22 protein-coding genes are annotated in these 22,504 nt (G+C 72.6%); 15 read left to right on the top strand and 7 right to left on the bottom strand.

The genetic code is table 11. The annotated features are described in order from the left end of the window. Positions 1 to 61: 61 nt before the first annotated feature. The gene (locus OG858_RS39535) at positions 62 to 1,027 is read right to left on the bottom strand and encodes a pirin family protein (protein ID WP_327725462.1); all 966 of its coding nucleotides are present in this window, start codon (positions 1,025 to 1,027) and stop codon (positions 62 to 64) included. A gap of 207 nt (positions 1,028 to 1,234) precedes the next feature. Here OG858_RS39535 and OG858_RS39530 point away from each other — a divergent pair, with 207 nt between their 5' ends. From OG858_RS39530 to OG858_RS39520, 3 genes are all read left to right on the top strand, one after another. Then, complete coding sequence (locus tag OG858_RS39530) at positions 1,235 to 1,729, top strand: MarR family winged helix-turn-helix transcriptional regulator (RefSeq protein WP_327747975.1); 495 nt, start codon at positions 1,235 to 1,237, stop codon at positions 1,727 to 1,729. Beyond that, the gene (locus tag OG858_RS39525) at positions 1,726 to 2,184 is read left to right on the top strand and encodes a MarR family winged helix-turn-helix transcriptional regulator (RefSeq protein ID WP_086750593.1); all 459 of its coding nucleotides are present in this window, start codon (positions 1,726 to 1,728) and stop codon (positions 2,182 to 2,184) included. Before OG858_RS39530 ends, OG858_RS39525 begins: the two co-directional genes overlap by 4 nt. A gap of 88 nt (positions 2,185 to 2,272) precedes the next feature. Further along, a complete protein-coding gene (locus tag OG858_RS39520) occupies positions 2,273 to 2,620 on the top strand; it encodes a tetratricopeptide repeat protein (RefSeq protein ID WP_037698938.1) in 348 nt (115 codons plus the stop codon). Between the two features lie 125 nt (positions 2,621 to 2,745). Here OG858_RS39520 and OG858_RS39515 read toward each other — a convergent pair whose 3' ends face one another. Next, complete coding sequence (locus OG858_RS39515) at positions 2,746 to 4,155, bottom strand: PepSY-associated TM helix domain-containing protein (RefSeq protein ID WP_086750594.1); 1,410 nt, start codon at positions 4,153 to 4,155, stop codon at positions 2,746 to 2,748. A gap of 183 nt (positions 4,156 to 4,338) precedes the next feature. On the opposite strand from OG858_RS39515, the gene OG858_RS39510 reads away from it, so the two are divergent. Continuing rightward, on the top strand, positions 4,339 to 4,995 hold the full coding sequence (locus OG858_RS39510) for a peptide deformylase (RefSeq protein WP_319065700.1): 657 nt from the start codon (positions 4,339 to 4,341) through the stop codon (positions 4,993 to 4,995). A 42-nt stretch (positions 4,996 to 5,037) separates the two neighbouring features. On the opposite strand, the gene OG858_RS39505 is transcribed toward OG858_RS39510, so the two are convergent. Beyond that, a complete protein-coding gene (locus OG858_RS39505; protein ID WP_328543954.1) occupies positions 5,038 to 6,498 on the bottom strand; it encodes a dihydrolipoyl dehydrogenase family protein in 1,461 nt (486 codons plus the stop codon). Positions 6,499 to 6,625: 127 nt separating this feature from the next. On the opposite strand from OG858_RS39505, the gene trxA reads away from it, so the two are divergent. After that, complete coding sequence (trxA, locus tag OG858_RS39500) at positions 6,626 to 7,012, top strand: thioredoxin (RefSeq protein ID WP_063769872.1); 387 nt, start codon at positions 6,626 to 6,628, stop codon at positions 7,010 to 7,012. A gap of 196 nt (positions 7,013 to 7,208) precedes the next feature. Here trxA and OG858_RS39495 read toward each other — a convergent pair whose 3' ends face one another. From OG858_RS39495 to OG858_RS39485, 3 genes are all read right to left on the bottom strand, one after another. After that, positions 7,209 to 7,691 carry an FAD-dependent monooxygenase gene (locus OG858_RS39495; RefSeq protein WP_256960696.1) on the bottom strand — a complete coding sequence of 161 codons (483 nt, stop codon included), beginning with the start codon at positions 7,689 to 7,691 and terminating at the stop codon, positions 7,209 to 7,211. A gap of 358 nt (positions 7,692 to 8,049) precedes the next feature. Continuing rightward, complete coding sequence (locus OG858_RS39490) at positions 8,050 to 8,262, bottom strand: hypothetical protein (RefSeq protein ID WP_256960695.1); 213 nt, start codon at positions 8,260 to 8,262, stop codon at positions 8,050 to 8,052. Positions 8,263 to 8,400: 138 nt separating this feature from the next. Continuing rightward, positions 8,401 to 9,435: a LacI family DNA-binding transcriptional regulator gene (locus OG858_RS39485; protein ID WP_086750596.1), complete on the bottom strand. Its 1,035-nt coding sequence runs from the start codon at positions 9,433 to 9,435 to the stop codon at positions 8,401 to 8,403. A gap of 673 nt (positions 9,436 to 10,108) precedes the next feature. Between OG858_RS39485 and OG858_RS39480 the strand changes: the two genes are divergently transcribed. The 6 genes from OG858_RS39480 (at position 10,109) to OG858_RS39455 (ending at position 16,688) form a co-directional block, all read left to right on the top strand. Then, on the top strand, positions 10,109 to 11,083 hold the full coding sequence (locus tag OG858_RS39480) for an alpha/beta hydrolase (RefSeq protein ID WP_319315010.1): 975 nt from the start codon (positions 10,109 to 10,111) through the stop codon (positions 11,081 to 11,083). A 192-nt stretch (positions 11,084 to 11,275) separates the two neighbouring features. After that, positions 11,276 to 12,460, top strand: a complete 1,185-nt coding sequence (locus OG858_RS39475) for a helix-turn-helix domain-containing protein (protein WP_319065702.1) — start codon at positions 11,276 to 11,278, stop codon at positions 12,458 to 12,460. Between the two features lie 324 nt (positions 12,461 to 12,784). Further along, on the top strand, positions 12,785 to 14,209 hold the full coding sequence (locus OG858_RS39470; RefSeq protein WP_086750192.1) for an amidase: 1,425 nt from the start codon (positions 12,785 to 12,787) through the stop codon (positions 14,207 to 14,209). A gap of 108 nt (positions 14,210 to 14,317) precedes the next feature. Then, positions 14,318 to 14,542 carry a hypothetical protein gene (locus OG858_RS39465; protein ID WP_012999015.1) on the top strand — a complete coding sequence of 75 codons (225 nt, stop codon included), beginning with the start codon at positions 14,318 to 14,320 and terminating at the stop codon, positions 14,540 to 14,542. 158 nt (positions 14,543 to 14,700) lie between these two features. Then, a complete protein-coding gene (locus tag OG858_RS39460) occupies positions 14,701 to 16,119 on the top strand; it encodes a flotillin family protein (RefSeq protein ID WP_086750191.1) in 1,419 nt (472 codons plus the stop codon). Between the two features lie 122 nt (positions 16,120 to 16,241). Beyond that, a complete protein-coding gene (locus OG858_RS39455) occupies positions 16,242 to 16,688 on the top strand; it encodes a type II toxin-antitoxin system PemK/MazF family toxin (protein WP_086750190.1) in 447 nt (148 codons plus the stop codon). Here the strand turns inward: OG858_RS39455 and OG858_RS39450 are convergent. Next, the gene (locus OG858_RS39450) at positions 16,685 to 17,572 is read right to left on the bottom strand and encodes a TIGR02452 family protein (protein ID WP_328543955.1); all 888 of its coding nucleotides are present in this window, start codon (positions 17,570 to 17,572) and stop codon (positions 16,685 to 16,687) included. The genes OG858_RS39455 and OG858_RS39450 overlap by 4 nt on opposite strands. A 302-nt stretch (positions 17,573 to 17,874) precedes the next feature. Between OG858_RS39450 and egtA the strand changes: the two genes are divergently transcribed. The 4 genes from egtA to egtD are packed head-to-tail and all read left to right on the top strand — an operon-like array spanning position 17,875 to position 22,287. After that, entirely contained in the window at positions 17,875 to 19,149 is a 1,275-nt protein-coding gene (gene egtA / locus OG858_RS39445; protein WP_328543956.1) for an ergothioneine biosynthesis glutamate--cysteine ligase EgtA, read from the top strand. Next, positions 19,146 to 20,492, top strand: a complete 1,347-nt coding sequence (gene egtB, locus OG858_RS39440) for an ergothioneine biosynthesis protein EgtB (RefSeq protein ID WP_328543957.1) — start codon at positions 19,146 to 19,148, stop codon at positions 20,490 to 20,492. The genes egtA and egtB overlap by 4 nt, the downstream gene beginning before the upstream one ends. Further along, positions 20,492 to 21,328, top strand: a complete 837-nt coding sequence (gene egtC, locus OG858_RS39435; protein ID WP_086750187.1) for an ergothioneine biosynthesis protein EgtC — start codon at positions 20,492 to 20,494, stop codon at positions 21,326 to 21,328. The genes egtB and egtC overlap by 1 nt, the downstream gene beginning before the upstream one ends. Next, the gene (gene egtD, locus OG858_RS39430; RefSeq protein WP_086750186.1) at positions 21,325 to 22,287 is read left to right on the top strand and encodes an L-histidine N(alpha)-methyltransferase; all 963 of its coding nucleotides are present in this window, start codon (positions 21,325 to 21,327) and stop codon (positions 22,285 to 22,287) included. Before egtC ends, egtD begins: the two co-directional genes overlap by 4 nt. Positions 22,288 to 22,504: the final 217 nt, after the last annotated feature.

Below are 22,504 nucleotides of genomic sequence, written 5' to 3'. Positions count from 1 at the left end.
GGGAGACAGCACCGACAGCACGTCGCCCACGCAGCACCGAACGATCGGTTGTTTTCGCAGGTCAACGGGCCCTCCCCCGCGGCTTCAAAGGCGTCGGCGGCAGCTCGGGCGCGGGCAGCGGATCCCCGTCGTACCCCTTCACCTCCCCGAATCTCGACCCTTCCATCCAGTCCCTACGCGCCTGTACGATCTCTTCCTGTGACCGTCCGATCCAGTTCCAGAACATGATCAGCTCCTCCTCGAACGGCTCGCCGCCGAGGAGCATGAGGGAGGCGTCCGAGTCGGCGCGGAGGGGGAGTTCGGTGCGGCCGCAGCCGAGGTAGAGCATGGATCCGGGGAGGACGGGGACGCCGTCGACGTATGCCTCGCCGGACATGGCGAGGACGGCGTACTCGAAGTCGGGTTCGAGGGGTAGGCGCAGGTCCGCGCCGGGGGCCAGGGTGAGGTCGGCGCCGACGATCGGCGTGAAGGTCGTGCCGGGGGATGTCGCGCCGTCCAGGGAGCCGAGAATCAGGGTGGCGCTCAGGCCGGCGGCCGTGACGACGGGCAGGTCGGCGTGGTGCTCGAAGTGTGGGTCGGTGTGCCGGTGGCCGTCCGGCAGGGCCACCCAGAGCTGGGCGCCGTGCAGGAGGGGGGCGTGCGACTTCGGGCTCTCCTCCGAGTGGCTGATGGCCCGCCCGGAGGTCATCAGGCCCAGTTCGCGCGGGCGGATCGTCTGGAGGCTGCCCGTGGAGTCGCGGTGCAGCACCTCGCCCTGGTGCAGCCAGCTGACCGTCTGCAGGCCCATGTGCGGGTGCGGCGGCACCTGCATGCCGGGCTCGTCGGCGATGTCGTCGGGACCGTAGTGATCGACGAATGCCCAGGCGCCCACCATGCGGCGGCCCAGGTTGGGCAGCAGGCGCCGCACCTCGGTGGACTCGCCGAGCTTCACCCGGCGCGGGCTGAGAAGTTCACGAACCGGCTCGGCCACCACGAAGCCCCGGCCGCCGCACACCGCGGGCACCGCCTCGCGATCTAGGTTGCTCATGCTGCACAACCTAGACCCGTCCGGCCCCCGCCGTCAGCCGTCCCTCCGCCCACCTCGGGGCACTTGGCTCACAAGCGGCGTGGAGCAGGTCGCCAGGGACGGGTACCGCACGCCCGTACGACACATGCGCCACCACACGCCGCACAGAACACTCTCGGTCCGCTCTAGATAGTAGCCATGGCTATAGTAGCCATGTACGGTATCCGCATGAGTTCAGCTTTCGAGGGTGCGACGCCCGGTTTTCTCGTCTGGCGGCTGTCCATGAAGTGGCGGGTCGCGGTGGACCGCGCGGTCGCTCCGCTGGGGCTGACGCACGCGCAGTACGCGCTGGTGACGTCGCTGTACGGCATGGACCGGGCGGGTCGGCGGCCGAGTCAGCGGCAGCTCGCGGACCACACCGGCCTGGAGGCCCTGTACGTCTCCAAGCTGGCCCGTGCCCTGGAGGCCGCCGGGCTCCTCGAACGCACGCGCGACCCCCACGATCCCCGAGCCGTGCAGTTGGCGCTCACCGAGCAGGGGCGCGATGTCACCCGGCGCGCGATCAAGGTCGTCCAAGGTCTGATGCAACAGCTGCTGGAGCCGCTCGGCGGCCTCGACGGCGCCCGGACCGGGGAGTTCGCACGCGAACTCACCGCCTTGCTCGACGTACCCATCGTCCCGCCCACCGAGCACGAGCAGGATCACGAGAAGGAGCAGTCATGACCACCACCGCACCCCCCGTCAACGGCCGGGTCGTCGCCCTCGCCCACTACGCGAGCCGCGCGGTCCTGGAGAGTGTGCTGACCGGCTACGGCCTGACGTTCCAGCAGTCGGTGACCCTCCGGGTCGTCGCGGTCGCCGACGAACCCGTCGACCGCGACGGGCTCGTGGACCAGGTCGTCGGTTTCCTCAAGGTCGAGAAGGCCGATATACGGGCCGTCGTCGAGGAGTTGGCCTCCGCGAAGTTGGTGGAGACGGACCCGGCGCGGCCCTCCCGGATCAGGATCACGGACGCCGGACAGGAGGCGTTCACCAGGTCCACCGCCGAGACCGCACCCATCTCCGCCCGGATCTACGCCGGCCTCCCCGCCGAGGACCTGGCGGCCACCGGTCGCGTGCTGACCCTCGTCACCGAGCGCGCCAACGCGGAACTCGCCTCCCTGAAGAAGGAGCAGTAGTAGTAGAAGAAGAAGCACAAGCAAATGCAGCAGTAGTGGAATATTCAACAGCCAGTGCGGGTTGTGGGCCGTCGAAGGAGGTCCACCAGTGGACACGACGTACTACGACCACGGAACACCCGCCGAGCGCTGGGAGCGCGCCCGGATGTTCTTCGACGCCAGGGACTACGCCGCCGCCGCGCGCGTCCTCGGCCCGCTGGTCGAGGAGGTTCCGGAGCAGACCGGCCCACGGCTGCTGCTGGCCCGCGCCTACTACCACTCGGCACAACTGCGCCGCGCCGAGGCCGAGTTGCGCGTTCTCGTCGAGCGGGACCCGGTGGAGCACTACGCCCGGCTGATGCTGGGCCGCACGCTCGAACGGCAGGCCCGGCACGACGAGGCGGAGTCCCATCTGCGGATCGCCTCGGCGCTCGCGGGCGACTTCGAGCGGCTGTAGCGGGCGGACGAGCGGCGAGCCTGTAGCGGGCGGACGAGCGGCGAGAGGGGTGTGTCCCGTGGGACACACCCCTCTCGCCGCTTCGCCTCTCAGGGGGACGGCGCAACTTCCGCCCGGCCGTCGACCTACTTCGCCTCCACCCGACCGCCGTACGACCGCTTGCCGCGTCGGTGCGCCATCTCGCCCAGGACGACGTCCACCACGATGAACACGGCGAGCGGGATACCGAGGAGGGGCACGAAGTAGCCGGTGACGGCGATGAGGGCCAGGGCCGGGACCAGAATCTGGGGCGGCACGTGCTGCCAGGCGCCGCGCGGGATCGGGCGGCCGAAGGACGAGGCACGGCCGCGCTGCCACCACATGCGGTAGCCCCAGAGGATCAGCACGACCAGGGAGGCCGCGAGGGCCATCAGGAGGAGCTGGTTGGCCAGGCCGAAGAGGACGCCGGTGTGGCCGTCGATGCCCCAGCGGGAGAGCTTGGCGAGGATCGGGAAGTCGGCGAACCGGAGCGTGTCGGTGACCTCGGCGGTCGCCGGGTCCACGGCCACCGCGTCCTGTTTGGTGGGCCAGCTGCGCTGGACCTGCTTGACCACGTACGTGGAGGACGCGTCGGCGGGCGGCACGATCTCCACCGGGTCGCCGAGGCCCTCGCTGCGCGCGGCGGCGAGGATCTTGTCCAGGTCGCCCTCCGCGGCGGCACCTCCGTCCGCCGAGGCGTCGTCGTGGCCCCCGTGGTCGCCCGCCGTGGCCGAGATGGCCGGGGTCGCCTGGTGGAGCTCGGTGCGCAGGACCTCGATGTTGGCGCCGGCGTACGTCGACCAGGTCAGACCCGTCGCCGAGAGGAAGAAGAACCCGGCGGCGGCCCAGACACCGACCGTGCCGTGCAGGCCCAGGGTTCGGCGGCGGCCGCTCGTGCCGCGCACCTTGCGCTGGGCGCGGCGGCGGGCGAACCAGAGCACGAGGCCGCCGCCCGAGATGACCCACAGCCAGCTCGCGGCGAGTTCGCTGTAGAGGCGGCCGGGCTCACCGAGCTGAAGGTTGGCGTGGAACTTGTCGATCCAGGTCCGCACCGGCAGCGCGCCCGTCGAGCCGTACTGCTCCAGGGCGCCGCGCACCTGAGCCGTGTACGGGTCGACGAACACCGCGAGCGTGTTGCCCTCGTCGATGCCCTCGGCACCCGTCAGCATCACCCGGGTCGTCGCGTCGTCCTCCGGCGAGGGGCGTACGGCGGAGATGGTTCCCTCAGGGTGTTCCTTGCGGGCGGCGGCCACCTGTTCGGAGATCGGCAGCTTCTCGTCGCCCACCTTGGCGACGGTCATCTGGTCCGCGTAGACGATCTTCTCGATCGAGAACGAGGCGGCGTACAGCCCGCCGGTCAGGGCGGCGACCAGCAGGAACGGGGCGACGAGGACGCCTGCGTAGAAGTGCAGCCGCAGCACGAGCGGCCTGAGCGAGGCCCAGCCCCTCGTGGCGCCGTCGGGATTGGCGACGGGTTTCTGGGGCTCGTCCGTCTCGGTCGAGGGGGCGATGGTCATCGGCGGATGCTCCGGGATGCGGGGACGTCGTGGCGGTTCAGTAGTCGGGGCGTACGGGCTTCGAGTTCCCGGCACCTTATGTGATGTGGGTCACACGGGATGGCCGTGTCGCCCGCCCGCTCGCCCGGGTGCCTCCGCGAGAGCCGCCTCGCATCGCTCGACCGCGGTTGGCATCCTGGCCCGATGGCTTCCGAACGTGACCGCACCGAGTCCCAGCCCCTGAGCGACCGGGTCGAGGAACTCCTCGCCCACGAGGGGCCGCTGCCGATCGTCGCCGCGGGCGACCCGGTACTGCGCCGCACCGCCGAGCCCTTCGACGGCCAGCTGGCCCCCGGCCTTCTGGCCCGCTTCGTCGCCGCCCTGCGCGCCACCATGCACGCGGCTCCCGGCGTCGGCCTCGCCGCGCCCCAGGTCGGGGTGTCGCTGCGCATCGCCGTGATCGAGGACCCCGCGCCGGTCCCGGACGAGGTACGGCTCGCCCGGGGCCGGGTTCCGCAGCCGTTCCGCGTCCTGGTCAATCCGGCGTACGAGGCCGTCGGGTCGTACCGTGACGCGTTCTTCGAGGGCTGTCTGAGCGTGCCCGGCTGGCAGGCCGTGGTGGCCCGGCACGCCAAGGTGCGGCTACGGGCGCTCGACGAGCGGGGGCGGGCGGTGGACGAGGAGTTCTCGGGGTGGCCCGCCCGTATCGTCCAGCACGAGACGGACCATCTGAACGGCACGCTCTACCTCGACCACGCCGAAGTGCGCTCGCTCTCCTCTAACCAGGCGATGGCCGACCGCTGGAACGATCCGACTCCGGCCAACGCCGCCCGGGCACTGGGCTTCCTGCTGCCCGACTGAACGGCCGCGCGGCTCGGAGCCCGAGCGCCCGGACCGGCCGGTTCAGCCCCGGTACGCCTCCAGCAGCCGGAGCCACACCTCGCTGATCGTCGGGTACGAGGGCACCGCGTGCCAGAGGCGGCCGATCGGGACCTCTCCGGTGACGGCGACGGTGGCGGAGTGGATGAGTTCGCCGACGGCGGGGCCGACGAAGGTGACGCCGCGCAGGATCTCGCGGTCCAGGTCGACGACCATGCGGGCGCGGCCCCGGTAGCCGTCGGCGTACAGGCCCGCCCCCGCGACGGAGGAGAACTCGACGTCGACCGCGCGGACCCGGTGGCCGGCCTGTTCCGCCTCGGCCAGGGAGAGCCCCACGGCGGCGGCCTCGGGGTCGGTGAAGACGACCTGGGGGACGGCGACGTGGTCGGCGGTGGCCGCGTGGGCGCCCCAGGGGTCGCTCTCCAGGATCGGGACCCCGGCCGCGCGGGCGGCGATGGCGGACCCCGCGATCCGGGCCTGGTACTTGCCCTGGTGGGTGAGCAGCGCCCGGTGGTTGACGTCCCCGACCGCGTACAGCCAGTCGCTGCCCGTCACCCGGAGGCTGTCGTCGACGGGCAGCCACGAGCCGGATTCCAGTCCGACGGTGTCGAGACCGAGGTCGTCCGTGCGCGGGGCGCGGCCGGTGGCGAAGAGGATCTCGTCGGCCTCCAGACGGTCGCCGGTGTCGGTGAGGGCCACCACGGTCCCGTTCTCGCGGGACACCGCCGTCACCGACGTACCGGTGCGGACGTCCACGCCCGACGCGACGAGCGCCTCGGCGATCAGTTCACCGGCGAAGGGCTCCATGCGGGGCAACAGGCCCTCGCCACGGACGAGGACGGTGACCTCGGAGCCGAGGGACCGCCAGGCGGTGGCCATCTCGACGGCGACGACTCCGCCACCGACGACGACCAGCCGGCCGGGGACCGCCTGCGCGCTGGTCGCCTCGCGGCTCGTCCAGGGCTTGACCTGCGCGAGTCCCTGCAGGTCGGGCAGGAGGGCGCGGCTGCCGGTGGAGACCACCACCGCGTGCCGGGCGGTGAGGACGTGACGCCCGCCGGCGGGGGCGTCCACGACCACGCGGCGAGGCCCGGCCAGGCGCGCGTGGCCACGGTAGAGGACCGCCCCGACGCTCTCCAGCCAGCCGGCCTGGCCGTCGTCCTTCCAGTGGGCGGTCTCGTAGTCGCGGTGGGCGAGCACCTCGGCGCTGTCCAGCGGGCCGTCGACCAGGTGGCGCAGGCCGGGTACGCGGCGGGCGTCGGCACGGGCGATCGCGGGGCGCAGCAGGGCCTTGCTGGGCATGCACGCCCAGTACGAGCACTCGCCGCCGACCAGTTCGCTCTCCACGATCGCGGTGGACAGGCCGGCCGCACGGGTGCGGTCGGCGACGTTCTCCCCCACGGGTCCGGCACCGAGCACCACGACGTCGTACTCGGTCGGCGTCGGGTCGCCTGCGGTGCCTTCGGGGTTTTCCGTATCCGTCATGGGGTCAGTCTGGTTGGTGGCGTGCGCGGTGGCCAAACGGGTAAGCGCGCGGAATACGCCACCACGCGGCGGCGTTGTCCAGTGCGGCTCGCCCCGAGCACCGATACCAGGAAGAGGGATGCACGCCATGAGCAGCACCGTGGAGCTCACCAAGGAGAACTTCGACCAGACGGTCACGGAGAACGAGTTCGTCCTGATCGACTTCTGGGCGTCCTGGTGCGGGCCATGCCGGCAGTTCGCCCCGGTCTACGAGAAGGCGGCGGACGACAACCCCGACCTGGTGTTCGGCAAGGTGGACACCGAGGCGCAGCCGGAGCTGGCCGCGGCCTTCGGTATCCAGTCGATCCCGACGCTGATGATCGTCCGTGACCAGGTCGCCGTGTTCGCGCAGCCGGGCGCGCTGCCCGAGGCCGCGCTGACCGACGTCATCGGGCAGGCCCGGGGGCTGGACATGGACGAGGTCCGCAAGGCCGTAGCCGAGCAGCAGGCGCAGGTCGAGCAGAACGGCCAGTGAGCCGGCCGGTTCACCGGGCCGACGGCAGTCCCGTGTAGCGGCGGCCAGTACGGCGGCTGCCTGCCGGGACGCCGCGAACCGGCGCAGCAGGGCGCGCCGGAGACGGCGGCCGAAGGCACTCTCTCCGGCCCGGGTGTGCGGCATCCCGGTCGTGTCGTACGAGAAGCGGGTCGGCACGGCCAGTGAGCCGGCCGGTTCACCGGGCCGACGGCAGTCCCGTGTAGCGGCGGCCAGTACGGCGGCTGCCTGCCGGGACGCCGCGAACCGGCGCAGCAGGGCGCGCCGGAGACGGCGGCCGAAGGCACGCTCTCCGGCCCGGGTGTGCGGCATCCCGGTCGTGTCGAATGAGAAGCGGGGCGGCCGCCGGACCTGGTCGAGGCACAACTCCGAGGAGCGGTCGAGGAGTTGTGCCGCTTCCTTTTCGTGCCGTTCCGTTTTCGTTCGGCTCGATGAACGCGCGGGCCTGGACGCGGACGTCGGACACCGCGTGGTCGAGGCCCTTGGCGCCCGGCGGCACGATGTGGGTGGCGTCCCCGGCGAGCAGCAGCGCACCCGTGGCGCATCGGCTCGTGGCCGTGACCGCGCACGGGGTCGCGGACCTGGCGTTGGCCGGGCCGCGTCCCGGGCTGCGGTCGGCATCGATCGTCAAGCGCGCGGCGAGGTCGTCCCGGACGCGCATACTCCGCGGGGCGAAGCCGTCCTCTCCGTGTGCGTGGATCAACTCCGTTCAGAACGGCGGGACTTCAGCCAGGACACCCAGCCAGGGGTACGGGTACCCGTGCGCGTGCACCCGGCGGGTCGGCGTGGGCGGTCGAGGCCGGGAACACGTGGCGGGAGATGCCGCGGAGGCCTCGCCGGACCGTCGCAGCCGACCACCGACTCGCAGGACGGCTCCTCCTGGTAGCCGTCGTGGACGAAGGGCCCCACCGGTCGCCCCGCCGAGCGGGTCCTCGACGCCGAGTGCCTCCGTCTGGAACAACAGCGTTGGCCGGTCGGCGAGTTGGAGGACGCCGAGGTCCGGCACGATCTCGGCTCTGCTAGATCGTGACCGTACGGCCGCCGGTGAGGACCGGGAGGTCGAGGCGGTGCCGCTCGCGGTCGAGGCGCAGCTCGATGCCGTGGGACACCAGGCCCTCGGTCTCCAGGCGTTCGGCGGCGCCGCACTCGCGCGACGCGTCGACCGTGCCCTGTTCCGGCATCCCGGCCCGGCACTGTTCCATGTACGCGCGGGTCCGGCTCTCCGGGACCACGCGGTCGCTGTCGCCCGGTGCGGCAGCCGGGCGAGGAGAAGCCCGGCGGTGCCGCCGCCGATGATCCCGACCGTGGTGCGCACGACGCGCCTCCCGAGGCGGGGGTCCGCCCCGCCCTGTCCGATCGGACCTGCCCGTTCAGCTCGATTCGCGGTGGACGACCCTCGCGCCCAGCACGTCGTGGGTCGTGGGGACGGACGCGGGGTCGCGCACCACACGGTCGACCAGTTCCGCGAGGTGTCGTCCGGACGGCAGCTCCAGGTGGACGGTGCTGAGGCGCGGCCGCAGCAGCCTGCCGAGCAGCAGGTCGTCGGCTCCGACCACGGCCGTCTCGCGGGGGATGTCGATGCCCTCGTCCTGCAGTGCCCGCACCACCAGCATCGCGTATTCGTCGTTGTACGCGAACACCGCGTCCAGACCGAGGGAGCGCCAGTCGCGGGCGAGCCGGGCCGCGGCCGCCTCGTCGTAGGCCAGCGGCAGTTCGGTGACCGTGGCCTCCGTCCCCTGCACCGCTCGTCGCACGCCGGCGAGGCGAGGCTGGGAGAAGACCCCGTAGCCGGGCTCCTCGGGCACGACGACACCGATACGGCGGCGGCCGCGCTCGACCAGATGCCGGCCGGCGCTGTGGCCGACGCCCGCGTGGTCCAGGATCAACGCGTGGGCGCCCTCGACGGGTTCGGGGGTGAGGGTGACGACGGCCTTGGCGCCGGAACGCTTGAGGACGGCCACACCCTGCGGGCCGATGCCGACGCCGGGCACGATCACCGCGACCGGGCGCAGCTCGGCCCAGGCGCGGGCGGCGTCGTCGCCGCGCAGGCCGAAGCCGCCGTGCTGGACGACGGTGTAGTCGAGACGGCTGAGGGCCCATTGGATCTCGTTGATGAACTGGCTGTAGAGCGGGCCGATGGGCACGTTCGGCGTGGGCATCAGTACCAGGCGGCTGTGGCCGGCGCGCAGACTGCGGGCCGCCGCGTGGGGAACGTAGCCGAGTTCCTTGGCAGCCTCGTGGACCCGGCGGCGGGTGGGCTCGCTGATGCGGACGGCGCTGGTGTTGTTCAGGACATAGCTGACCGTCGCGCGTGAGACACCCGCGAGTCGTGCCACATCGGCGCTCGTGGGCACGGATCGCTGCAGGGGCGAGGGCGGGGCGGGCTCTTTCGGTATCTGCACCATGAGGATTGCATCCTTGCAGAAGCGGTGAAGGTCGTTCCGGCCGGGGGAGTACCGACCACGCGGGAGCTCGGGGTTCGGGCCACCGATCTTTGTGGCAGGGCAGTTTGACGAATGTGTTCGAAATCTGTTCAACCCGGCAATCATTTCGCGCCATCTCCACACAGCTGTGCCCATGGCGAGCCCGAACAGACGGTTGGCCTGCTTTCCGCTCCGGCTCGATGTGCGGGTGACCGGCCCCCGTCCGGCACCGCCGCAGGCTCGTGGCGCGGCGGCGCACCGGGGTTCCGCTGGTGGCGGGAGCCGATCCGCTGCTCAGGGTCGGCGACCGGTGGGCGGTCGCGTGCCTGGCCAAGGACTCGCGCCTGGCTCTCGCGCGGCGTTCGTGGGGCTTGCCTCCCCTGTCCGGCGACGGCCGCCGGAGTGGGCGCCGGTGGTGGCGACGCCCGAAAGCTATGGCGTGAACTGTGTGTTCGAGGCGGGTGCGAACACCGGTCGGCACACCCGCCGACCGCGCCGCTCCCGGCTTCCCGTGGGCCACCCGCCGGATGGCGGGCATCCACCGCCGTACGACGGCGTCCGCGCGCTTGCCGTCGCGCTCATCATCGCGGTACGAACCGTTGGCACGCGTCTTTCGGTAGGCACCGTGGACGCGGTACCCGCACGAGGAGAAACCATGACCATGATCCCGCCCCCGTTCGATCCGGAGCTCGCGGCGGCCCTGGAAGCGATCAAGGACATGGTTCCGCGTGGGCTGACCATGGACGACATCCCCGCGATGCGCCAGGGGCCCGGCATCGCGCTGCTGGCCCAGCTCGACCTCACCATGGACGGGTTCTTCGAGGTCGAGGACCGGGTGGTGCCGGGTCCCGAGGGCGAGCCGGAGATCTCGCTGCTCGTCTGCCGTCCGGCCGCGCCATCGACGGCGGGTCCGCTGCCGGTGATCTACCACATCCACGGCGGCGGCATGATCGTCGGCAACAACCGGGTCGGGGTGGACGCGCCGCTGGCCTGGGCACGGGAGCTGGGCGCGGTCGTGGTGTCCGTGGAGTACCGGCTGGCTCCCGAGCATCCGCATCCGGCGCCCGTCGAGGACGTCTACGCGGGTCTGCTGTGGACGGCCGAGCACGCGGACGAGATCGGCGGCGATGCCGAGCGGATCGTCATCGCGGGGGCGAGTGCGGGTGGCGGCCTGGCCGCCGCGCTGGCGCTGCTCACACGGGACCGGAAGGGGCCCCGGCCGATCGGGCAGGTGCTGCTGTGCCCGATGCTCGACGACCGCAACGACACACCGTCCGCCCACCAGATGGCGGGGCGGGGGGTGTGGGACCGGACGGCCAACGAGACCGGGTGGACTGCTCTGCTCGGTGAGCGGCGGGGTGGGCCCGAGGTTTCCGAGTACGCGGCGCCGGCGCGGGCGAAGGATCTGAGCGGGTTGCCTCCGGCGTTTCTCGATGTGGGGTCCGCGGAGACGTTCCGGGACGAGGTCGTCGCGTACGCGTCTCGGTTGTGGCAGGCGGGTGGGGTGGCCGAGCTTCATGTCTGGCCGGGAGGATTTCACGGGTTCGACGGGTTTGCGCCTCAGGCGGCGGTGTCGCGTGCATGCCGGGAGGCGCATGTGCGGTGGGTGCGACGGTTGCTCGGGGAGTGAGTTTCGCCCCCACCGCACCTACCCGTCCCCTCCCCGGGGGCGGTGCCCGTTCGACCCCCGGGTGCGGGTGGGTGGGGGCTGGTCGCGCAGTTCCCCGCACCCGTCGAGACGACCCTGCGGGCCGGTCCCGAAGGACCGCAGGCAGACGTACGCCTTGGCCGGCCGGCGGAGTCATGCCGCACCATGGGGCGTATGAAAGAGCTGGCGGGGCGGCTGACCGCAGTGGACCCGGATGCCGGTGCGGCCGTGCGGGTCATCGCCTACTTCGACACACTGGCCGAGGGGCGGGCCGGGCTGGAGGCGATGGTCCGCGGCGCGGCCGTGCTGGCCGGGTGTCCCGCGCGGCTCGTCGACGCCGAGCGGCGCGTGCACGTGCGGGTGGAGCCCGACGGGCGGCGCCGGGACAGCGACCTCCCGCCGGACCCGGCCTGGCCGTCCGCCGCGCTCGTACCGGACGGCGTGCCCGCGCTGTGGCTGGAGAGAGCCGGGGGCGGCGAGCCGAGCGTGGTGGACGCGGTCATCCTGGAGCGGGCCGCCGGTGCCCTCCGGCTGGTGCTCGACCGGACCCGGGGCCGGGCGCCCGTCTCCCCCGCCGACGACCCGGCGCTCGTGGAGACCGTCCTCGACCCCACCGCCACCGAACAGGCCCGTCTCCACGCCGCCCGACGCCTCGGCCTCGACCCCGACGACGCCACGACCCTGGCCCGCGCCCTCGCCCCGCTCGGCGGCCGACCCCGGATCCTGCGCGTACGCCGGGAGGGGAGACCGTCCGACGGCGACACGCGCGACCGCAGGGCGGGCAGGCCGACCGCCGACGACATGCACGGTCGGCGGGGCGCCGGGCCGGGTGACGGGGGCGTGCTCGGCCGTCGGGACGGCGGGCCCGGAGATGGCTCACCGCGTGATCATCGGGGCGGCCTGCTCACCGAGGCCGAGTTTCCCGGTGCGCGGGTCGGTGTGGGCCCCCCGGTACCCGTGCTCGGGTTGCCCGGTTCCTGGGACGCCGCACGGACCGCGTTGCGGTTCACCGCCGAGGGCACCGCGCAGGACCCCGGTGAGCGGGTGGTCCACGCCGACGACCTCGGCGGAATCGCCCTCCTCGCCGAGCTGATCGCACCGGGAGCCGAACCTCCGCCGGACGTACGGGACTTGGAGCGGGCTGCGGCCGACGCGCCCTGGATGCTCGCCACGCTCCACTCGGTCGCCACGACCGCCAGCCTGCGCGCGGCCGCCACCGGCGTCAACGTCCACCACTCCACCCTCCAGGACCGCCTGGCCCACGCGGAGGCCCTCCTCGGCTGGCCGGTCCGCACACCCCAGGGCCGCCTCCGGCTCCATCTGGCCCTCACCATGCGGCACTTGGCCCGCGGCGGCTGAGCGACCGTGCCCGGCGGCGCTCGGCGGCGACACGGCTTCAGGAACGGCGGTGACAGGGCTTCCGGGCAGGAGCGGGCGGCTGCGGCGCACCACGGCCGAGCCCGGGCCGCCGCCCCATCACCACCGCCGCTGCCCCCTCTCGCGCTCCGCGCTCCGCGCTCCGCGACCCGGTCCCCGCACGCCACACGCCGCACGCCGCACGCCGCACGCCGCACGCCGCCGAACCGAATCGCCGCCCTCGTCAGGCACGTTGTCCGACCCGTACCGTCGCGCCCACGCGGACGTTACCGTTCGGTAGAAATCCTGCTTCCGGAGGTGTTCCGTATGGGTGTCGACCGTGCGCCGGGTCTCGTGGAGTGCGCTCGTGCGCTGGCCGCCGGGGAGGTGACGTCGCGGGCACTCGTGGAGGGGACGCTCGCCCGGATCGAGGCGAGTCAGAAAACCCTGAACGCGTTCCGGCGGGTGCGGGCAGAGGCGGCGCTGATGGAGGCCGACGCGGCGGACAAGGAACTGTCGGAGGGCGGGCGGCGGCCGCTGCTCGGCGTGCCGGTGGCCGTGAAGGACGACATGGACGTGGCGGGCGAACCGACCGCGTTCGGCTGCCGGGGAGAGTTCCCGTCGCTGCCGGAGGACGGCGAGGCCGTACGGCGGCTGCGCGCGGCCGGGGCGATCGTCGTCGGCAAGACCAACACGTGCGAGCTGGGACAGTGGCCGTTCACGGAGGGGCCGGCCTTCGGGGCCACCCGGAACCCCTGGCACCCCGACCACACCCCGGGCGGTTCCTCGGGTGGTTCGGCGGCAGCCGTGGCCGCCGGGCTGGTGCCGGCCGCCCTGGGCTCGGACGGCGCCGGGTCGGTGCGGATCCCCGCCTCCTGGACTCACCTCATCGGCATCAAGCCCCAGCGCGGCCGCATCTCGACCTGGCCGCACGCGGAGTCCTTCCAGGGCATCACCGTCAACGGCACTCTCGCCCGCACGGTCGCCGACGCCGCCCTCCTCCTGGACGCGGCCAGCGGCAACCACGAGGGCGACCTGCACCGGCCGACCGCCGTCAACGCCTCCGAGGCCGTCGCAAGAGAGCCGGGGCGGCTCAGAATCGCCCTGTCGCTGAAACCGCCGTTCACCGCGTTGCCCGCGCGGCTCGACCCCCGCGTACAGGACCGGGTGCGGGCCCTGGCGGAGCGGCTCGCCGCGCTCGGGCACGTGGTGGAGGAGGCAGAGCCCCGGTACGGGCAGATCGGGCTGACCTTCATCCCCCGCGCCACCGCCGGCATCGCCGAACGCGTCGGCGCCATCACCGAGCAGGGCCTCCTCGACCGGCGCACCCTCGACGCCGCCCGCCTCGGCCGGCTGCTCGGCGGGGCTCCCCTGCGGCTGGCCCGCCGCGCGGAGGTCACGCTGCACCGGCGGATCGGCGCGCTCTTCGACTCCTACGACGTGCTGCTGGCGCCGACGACCGCCGCTCCCCCGCCACGCATCGGCTCCATGCTGAACCTCGGCGGGCTCGGCACCGACCGCGCGATGATCGCGGCCTGTCCGTTCGCGTGGCCGTGGAACGTACTGGGCTGGCCCGGCGTGAACGTACCCGCGGGGTTCGTGGACGACGGGCTGCCGGTCGGTGCGCAGTTGCTCGGCCCGGCGAACAGCGAGCCTCTGCTGCTGTCGCTGGCCGCGCAGTTGGAGGCGGACCAGCGCTGGCACGAGCTGTGGCCGCCGCAGCGGAGCACCGCGGATTCGCCGGCGGTGTGAGCCGGTCGGGCCGTGCGGTGGGTGAATCGCGTACCGTCGCCGCGGCACGAGCGGACTCGCCACCCGCTGTGTGAGCGGGTTCGGCGCCCGCGATGTGACCCGTACGCTGTGACCATGGACGAAGCGTCGATGGTCGGGCTGATGGGACGGGTGACCGGTGCGGTCGGTCCCGGGCTCGTCGGCGAGGTGATCGTCCGGGTGCGGGGCGGCGCCGAGCACTTTCTCGCGTACCCCGCCTCCGCGAAGGACCGGATCGCGCCGGGAACGCTCGTGATGGTGATGGAGTATCTGCCGCCGCGCACGGTGTACGTGTCGGCGGCGTACGACAGTTGACGGTCCGCAGGGTCCGCGGGGCGCCTGTGTCGGCCTTGTGGCACCGGTTCGCATCAGGACTGCAACAACGGTCTCCCGGTACCTGTACCACCGCTGAACCACGCGGGACACTCCCGACGTTCGGTGCCGTCAGGGCACCTGGCTGAGGGGGTGTGCCGATGTTCGTCGGCATGATCGTGGGGGCGGCCCTGGGCGCCGTCCTGGTAGTGGTCGGTCTGTTCAAACTCATGTGGCGGGTCGCCGAACCCAACGAGGCTCTCATCATCTCCGGCTCCAAGACCAAGATGGAGGGCCTGGAGGAGGGTATGAACTTCCGTATCGTCACAGGGCGCGGCACGCTCGTGCTGCCCGGTGTGCAGGCGGTGCGCAAGCTCTCGCTCGACCTGAACCAGACCGAGCTCTCCGTGGACTGCGTGACCCATCAGGGCATTCCGCTGAAGATCCGTGGTGTCGTCATCTTCAAGGTGGGCGACGACTTCGTGTCCATCGCGAACGCCGCCCGTCGTTTCCTCGACCAGCAGAAGCGGGTCTCGGAGCGGGTGCACAACGTGTTCGCCGGTCATCTCCGGTCCATCGTGGGCGGGTTGACGGTCGAGGACATGATCCGCGACCGCGACAAGCTGACCGGTCAGACCCGGGCGGCGTGCGGTACGGAGATGGAGAAGCTGGGTCTGATCGTCGACTCGCTGCAGATCCACGAGATCGAGGACCCGACCGGCTACATCAAGAACCTGGCCATGCCGCACGCGGCGGCCGTCCAGCGGGACGCCCGTATCGCGCAGGCCGAGGCCAACCGGCTCGCCACCGAGGCCGAGCAGATGGCCGCGGCGCGGATGGCGGAGGCCACCCGCGACAGCGAGATCCTGCAGGCCGGCTACCAGGCCGAGCGGGACAACGCCGCGGCCAAGGCCAAGCAGGCCGGGCCGCTCGCCGAGGCGGCCGCCAAGCAGGAGGTCGTCGTCCAGGAGACCCGGGTCGCGGAGTTGGTGGCGGCCCGGCGCGAGCAGCAGCTCCAGACGGACGTCCGCAAGCCCGCGGACGCCAAGGCCTACGAGAAGCGCACCCTCGCCGAGGCCGAGCGCGACGCCCGCATCTCCGCCGCGCAGGCCAAGGCCAAGGAGACCGAACTCGCGGCCGCCGCCGAGGCGACCGCGACCCAGATCGCCGGTGAGGCCGAGGCCGCCGCCCGGAAGGCCAAGGGGCTCGCCGCCGCCGAGGCCGCGCGCGCGAAGGGACTCGCCGAGGCCGAGGGCATCAAGGCGCGGGCCGCCGCGCTGGCCGAGAACCAGGAGGCGGTGATCGCGCAGCAACTGGCCGAGCAGTGGCCGGAGATCGTGCAGGCCGGCGCGTCCGCGTTCGGCAACGTCGACAACATGGTGCTGCTCAACGGGGCCGACGGGATGGCGGACATGTTCGCCAAGGCGCTCACGATGGGCGGGACCGGGCTGGGGCTGGCTCGGCAGTTGCTGTCCTCGATGAACCAGAACGGGGTGCCTGCCGGCGGCTCGGCCGGGGTCAATGGGGTGCCTGTGGAGAAGGTTGCCGTGGAGAAGGTGCAGGTCGACAGGGAGTCGTAGCGCCGTGGCTTCGGCTGTGAGAGATCGGCCGCGGGTTGTTCGTGGTTGATCGCGCCGCGCGGCGGAGCCGCACATCGACGCTAACCCGCGCCCCTTACGGGGCGCGGGTTAGCGTGTCGGCTGTGACTTCCTTTGCCGGGCAAGATGTTCCAGGGCGCTACGGGCCCACCGCCACCGCCGAAGCCGATCCCCGTGATGTAGGGCGGGTGCGTACCGAGTACTCGCCCGCGCACGACGGGGATCCCGATCCCGGGGAGATCGTCTGGACGTGGGTGCCGTTCGAGGAGAACGACGGGCGGGGGAAGGACCGGCCGGTGCTCGTGGTGGCCCGGGAGGCCGGGGGGACGTTGCTCGCCGTGCAGTTGTCCAGCAAGCGGCATGACGGGGACCGGGAGTGGGTGCCGATCGGGAGTGGGCCGTGGGATCGGTCGGGCCGGGATTCCTGGGTGGATGTGGACCGGGTGCTGCGGCTGCATGAGGCGGGGATGCGGCGGGAGGCGTGCGCGTTGGACCGGATGCGGTTCAACGCCGTCGTGCACCGGTTGCGGGAACGGTACGGGTGGCGTTAGCTCGTAGGCCGACTGCGGGTCGTCCGTGGCTGATCGCGCGGTTCCCCGCGCCCCTGAGAGGGCGCGGTTGTGGCGAACTCTCGCTCGAAGGCGCTCCGGATCGCCGTGCCCTTCGTGCGGTCCAGGATTCCGAACACCACGTGCTCGAAGACTCCCTCGAATCGTCCACCGGCCGTGAGCAGCGTGCGGAAGGCGGCCGCCACCTGGGTCGGGTCGTTGCCGAACACCCCGCAGCCCCAGGCGCCCAGGACCAGTCGGTGGTAGCCGTTCGCCGCCGCCGTCTCCAGGACGCGTTCCGCACGTACGGCCAGGGCTCCGGGGAGCTCGGGGGCGCGCTCCGGTGTCGTACGTCGGACGACCGAGGCGTTCGGGGCCGCGGAGGTCAAAAAGCCGGTGGTGTACGGGGTGTCGAGGAGGGCACCGCGGTCGTCCCGGAAGACGGGCACGGCGGGTGAGTGGATGACACGGTCCGTGTAGAACGGGTCGCGGTGGGTGCGGTGGTGGTCGTAGAAGGCGGGGGCCTCGCGGACGCAGGTGTAGAGCGCGGAGGCCCGGCAGAGGGCTTCCTCCTGGGCCTGGGCGCCGTTCAGATAGCCGCCGCCCGGGTTTCGGGCGGAGGAGAAGTTGAGGACGGCCACGGGGGCCGCCGTGGCCGTCAGGCGGTGGGCGGCTTCCAGGCTGCTCTCACCGGTGACCTCGATGACCGCCTTCACCGCACCGGCCTGCGGTGTGTCCACCGGGTCCGGGCCGTACAGGCGGGTGCCGGCCCGGGCGGCCGCCACCTGGGCCGCGATGGACACCTCGTGGCCGGCGGGCGCGCGATAGCGCCCGGCCTCGACGATCCTCTCGGTCTCGCGTGCGATTGCGCGTAGGCGTGCGCTCATGGCGCCACCCCCGTGCGCACCGCCGGCGCAGCGTTCTCCCCCGTCGTGCTCATGGGCGCATCCTGGGCGATGCTGGTGAGTGACCGCAACGGAGTTTCCTCGTGTGAATGGTTCGTACGGGAGCGGGAAGGGGTGCCTGAAGGTCCCGGAAACGGAGATCGTCGATCCGCATTGCCACGATGTGCCCCCTTGTGCGAAAGCGGCGTGAGGGTTTTGGGTGGGACGAGCGCCGCCGGTCCGACCCCATCGGGAACGGACCGGCGGCTTGACCGACGAGATTGGCATCTCAGGAGGATCCCGACATGTCAGATTCGCTGAGTGGCTGTACGGAGCAACGCTCCGTGGTCACCGAGGCGGAGGTGGAAGCCCTGGTACGGGGCATCTGCTTCAAGACCGGTCCACCCCGCACCCTCGGTGTCGAACTGGAATGGCACGTCCACGAGCTGCGTGATCCGCGGCTCCCGGCAACACCCGCACGACTCGAAGCGGCCTACGCCGCACTGCGGACCCTGACCCTGAACTCACCCCTGACCGTCGAGCCCGGCGGCCAGCTGGAGCTCAGCTCGGCACCGGCCGCCTCCCTGATGGAGTGCGTCGGGTCCGTCTCGGCCGACCTCACCGCCGTACGCGCCACACTGCGCGAGGCGGATCTCGGCATCAGCGGCTTCGGCCACGAACCCTGGAACCCCCCGACCCGCTATCTCCACGAGCCCCGGTACGACGCGATGGAGATCTATCTCGACCGCTTCGGACCCGAGGGGCGGTCCATGATGTGCTCCTCCGCCTCGGTGCAGGTGTGTCTCGACGCCGGGTACGAGGAACCGGGCACCCTCGGCCACCGGCGGCGCTGGTGGCTGGCGCACCAGCTGGGCGCGGTCCTGGTGGCCGCGTTCGCGCACTCTCCGCTGGCACGCGGCCGGGTCACCGGCTGGCGTTCGACCCGGCAGGCACTGTGGGCGGGGATGGACCCGGCGCGCACCGACGCCCCGGCGCTGGACGGCGACCCGCGCGCGGCGTGGGCGCGGCTGGTACTGGACGCGCCCGTGATGTGCGTACGGGCGGACGAGGGGCCCTGGGGTGTGCCCGGAGCGATGACGTTCCGGGAGTGGACCAGATCCGACACCCCGCCGAGCCGCGCCGACCTCGACTACCACCTGACGACCCTGTTCCCGCCGGTGCGCCCGCGTGGCCACCTGGAGCTCCGCATGATCGACGCGCAGCCCGGCGAGGACGGATGGATCGTGCCGCTCGCGGTGACGACGGCGCTGTTCGAGGACCCGGAGGCCGCCGAGATCGCGTACAGGACGGTCAAGCCCCTCGCGGAGCGGGCGGGTTCGCAGCCGCCACCGCGCAATCCGCTGTGGGACGCGGCCACGCGTGACGGCCTGGCCGATCCCGAACTGCGGGAAGCGGCGGCCGTCTGCTTCGCCGCGGCGGCCGAGGCGCTGCCCCGGCTCGGCGCGAGTTCCGAGGTGCGGGACGCGGTCGCGGCGTACACCGACCGCTATGTGGCCCGGGGCCGCTGCCCCGCCGACGACGTGCTCGACCTGTTCCACGGGAAGGACATCCCCGCATGACCGCATCCCGGACGCCGGCCCCGATGACCGACGCCGACCCTCACATACTCCGGGAGCGCGCGCTGGCCGCGCTGACCACCGCCCGGGCCCGCACCGCGCTCCTGACGACCGCAGTCGACGAGTCCGACCTCACCGCGCAGCACTCGCCTCTGATGTCCCCGCTGGTGTGGGACCTCGCCCACATCGGCAACCAGGAGGAGCTGTGGCTGCTGCGCAACGTCGCCGGGCGGGAGGCGATGCGGCCCGAGATCGACGGACTGTACGACGCCTTCGAGCATCCGAGGGCCGCGCGGCCCTCGCTGCCGCTGCTGGCTCCCGAGGAGGCCCGGCAGTATCTGCACGAGGTGCGCGGCCGGGCCCTTGACGTGCTGGAGAGCACCGCCTTCCACGGCACCCGGCTCACCGACGCGGGGTTCGCCTTCGGCATGATCGCCCAGCACGAACAGCAGCACGACGAGACGATGCTGATCACCCATCAGCTCCGCCGGGGCCCCGCCGTGCTGTCGGCGCCGGATCCCGAGCCCGTCCCCTTGTTCACGGGCCCTGCCGAAGTCCTCGTGCCCGGCGGGGAGTTCACGATGGGCACCTCGACCGAGCCGTGGGCGCTGGACAACGAGCGGCCCGCGCACCGGCGGATCGTCCCGCCGTTCCACATCGACACCACGCCGGTGACGAACGGCGCGTACCAGGCGTTCATCGCGGACGGCGGCTACGACGACGAACGCTGGTGGACGGCCGAGGGCTGGGACCACATCCGTGCGCACGGCATCCACGCGCCGCTGTTCTGGCGGCGCGACGGCCGGCAGTGGCTGCGGCGGCGGTTCGGCGTCACCGAGGTCGTACCGGCCGACGAGCCGGTGCTGCACGTGTGCTGGTACGAGGCGGACGCGTACGCCCGCTGGGCGGGGCGCCGGCTGCCCACCGAGGCCGAGTGGGAGAAGGCGGCCCGGCACGACCCCGTCACCGGCCGCTCGGCCCGCTACCCGTGGGGCGACGCCGACCCGACGCCCGAGCACGCCAACCTCGGGCAGCGGCATCTGCGTCCGGCACCGGCCGGCAGTTACCGGGCGGGCGAGTCGCCGCTGGGCGTACGGCAGTTGATCGGTGACGTGTGGGAGTGGACGTCGAGCGACTTCCTGCCCTACCCGGGTTTCACCGCGTTCCCGTACAAGGAGTACTCGGAGGTGTTCTTCGGCCCCGAGTACAAGGTGCTGCGCGGTGGTGCGTTCGCCGTGGACCAGGTGGCGTGCCGGGGAACGTTCCGCAACTGGGACTATCCGATCCGGCGGCAGATCTTCAGCGGATTCCGCACGGCGCGGGACGCCTCCCGGGAGGTCGTCTGATGTGCCGTCATATCGCCTATCTCGGGCCCGATCTGCCGCTGGGCAGGGCCCTGGTGGACCCGCCGCACAGTCTGTTCCGCCAGTCGTGGGCACCCCGGCGGCAGCGGTACGGGACGGTCAACGCCGATGGTTTCGGGGTCGGTTGGTACGCGGAGGGCGACCCGGTGCCGGGGCGGTACCGGCGGGCCGGGCCGATCTGGGGCGACCAGTCCTTCGCGGACCTCGCCCGGGTGATCCGCACCGGGGCGCTGCTGGCCGCAGTACGGGACGCGACGGTGCCGGGCGCGGACGACGAGGCCGCTGCGGCGCCGTTCACGGCCGGACCCTGGCTGTTCAGCCACAACGGGGCGGTCGCCGGATGGCCCCGGTCCCTGGCGCCGCTCGCCGCCGGACTGCCCGCCGTCGAGGTGCTGTCGATGGAGGCCCGCAACGACTCGGCGCTCGTGTGGGCCATGGTCCTGAACCGGCTGCGGGCCGGCGACACGGAGGGCCAGGCGCTGGCCGACACCGTCCTGGAGGTCGCCCGGGCGGCCCCCGGCTCACGCCTCAATCTGCTGCTCACCGACGGCGAGACGATCGCCGCGACGGCCTGGGGCGACACGCTCTGGTATCTCGCCGAGCCCGGCCGCGGCACGGTCGTGGCGTCCGAGCCGTACGACGACGATCCGCACTGGGTGGAGGTCCCGGACCGCACGCTGCTCGCGGCGAGCCGGACGGACGTCCTGCTCACCCCGCTCAAGGAGCTGGAGGCACCCACCCGACTCATGGAGCCGGAGGTGCCCACCCGCCCGAACGACGACTCCCCACCCGTCCTTCCGAAGGAGCCCCCTGCGTGAGCCCGTTCCTTCTCACCCGCACCCTGCCCGAGGACGCCACGGACGCCGCCCTGCGCGCCGACGTCCTGGACGGTCTGACCCGCACCCCGAAGACACTGCCGCCCAAGTGGTTCTACGACGCGCGCGGCAGCGAACTGTTCGAGCAGATCACCGAGTTGCCCGAGTACTACCCGACCCGTGCCGAGCGCGAGATCCTGGTCGACCGGGCGGGCGAGATCGCCGCGGCGAGCGGTGCGCGCACCCTGGTCGAGCTGGGATCCGGCTCGTCCGACAAGACCCGGCACCTGCTGGACGCGATGCCCGGCCTGCACACGTACGTGCCGGTCGACGTCAGCGAGAGCGCGCTGCGGCAGGCGGGCGAGGCGCTGATCTCCGAGCGGCCGGGACTGAACGTGCACGCCCTGATCGCCGACTTCACCGCCGGGCTCGAACTGCCCGATACTCCGGGGCCACGCCTGGTGGCGTTCCTGGGCGGCACGATCGGCAACCTGGTGCCCGTGGAGCGGGCCGCGTTCCTGGCCGCCGTCCGTGCGCTGCTGACGCCCGGTGACGCGCTGCTGCTGGGCACGGACCTGGTCAAGGACGCGGCGGTGCTGGTCGCCGCGTACGACGACGCGGCCGGGGTGACGGCCGAGTTCAACAAGAACGTGCTGAACGTGGTCGACCGGGAGTTGGGGGCGGACTTCGACGCCGACGCCTTCGAGCATGTCGCCCTCTGGAACGCCGAGTGCGAGTGGATCGAGATGCGGCTGCGGTCCCGTAGGGCCCAGACGGTGAAGGTCCCCGCGCTTGACCTGGCGGTCGACTTCGCGGCCGGGGAGGAGTTGCGCACGGAGGTGTCGGCGAAGTTCAGGAAGGGTGGCATTCGGTCCGAGCTGGCGTCCTGCGGGCTGGAGTTGGCCCACTGGTGGACGGACAGGGAGGGCCGCTTCGCGCTGTCGTTGAGCCGCGCGGCGTAGCGGCTTCCTCGCCCCCGCCGCCCCTACCCGTTCCCACCCCCCAGGGGCTGCGCCCCTGCGACCCCCATCCGCGGGTCCGGTGGGGGCTGCTCGTGCAGTTCCCCGCGCCCCTGGAGGGCCCACGGCCCTCGCGGGCCGAAAAAGCACGGGCGCAGCCCCTGCTTTTTCAGGGGCGCGGGGAACTGCGCGAGAAGCCCCACCGGACCCGCACCCGACA

It is taken from the genome of Streptomyces europaeiscabiei (genome assembly GCF_036346855.1).
Lineage (GTDB): Bacteria > Actinomycetota > Actinomycetes > Streptomycetales > Streptomycetaceae > Streptomyces > Streptomyces europaeiscabiei.
This window is presented reverse-complemented; position numbering and strand designations above follow the sequence as displayed.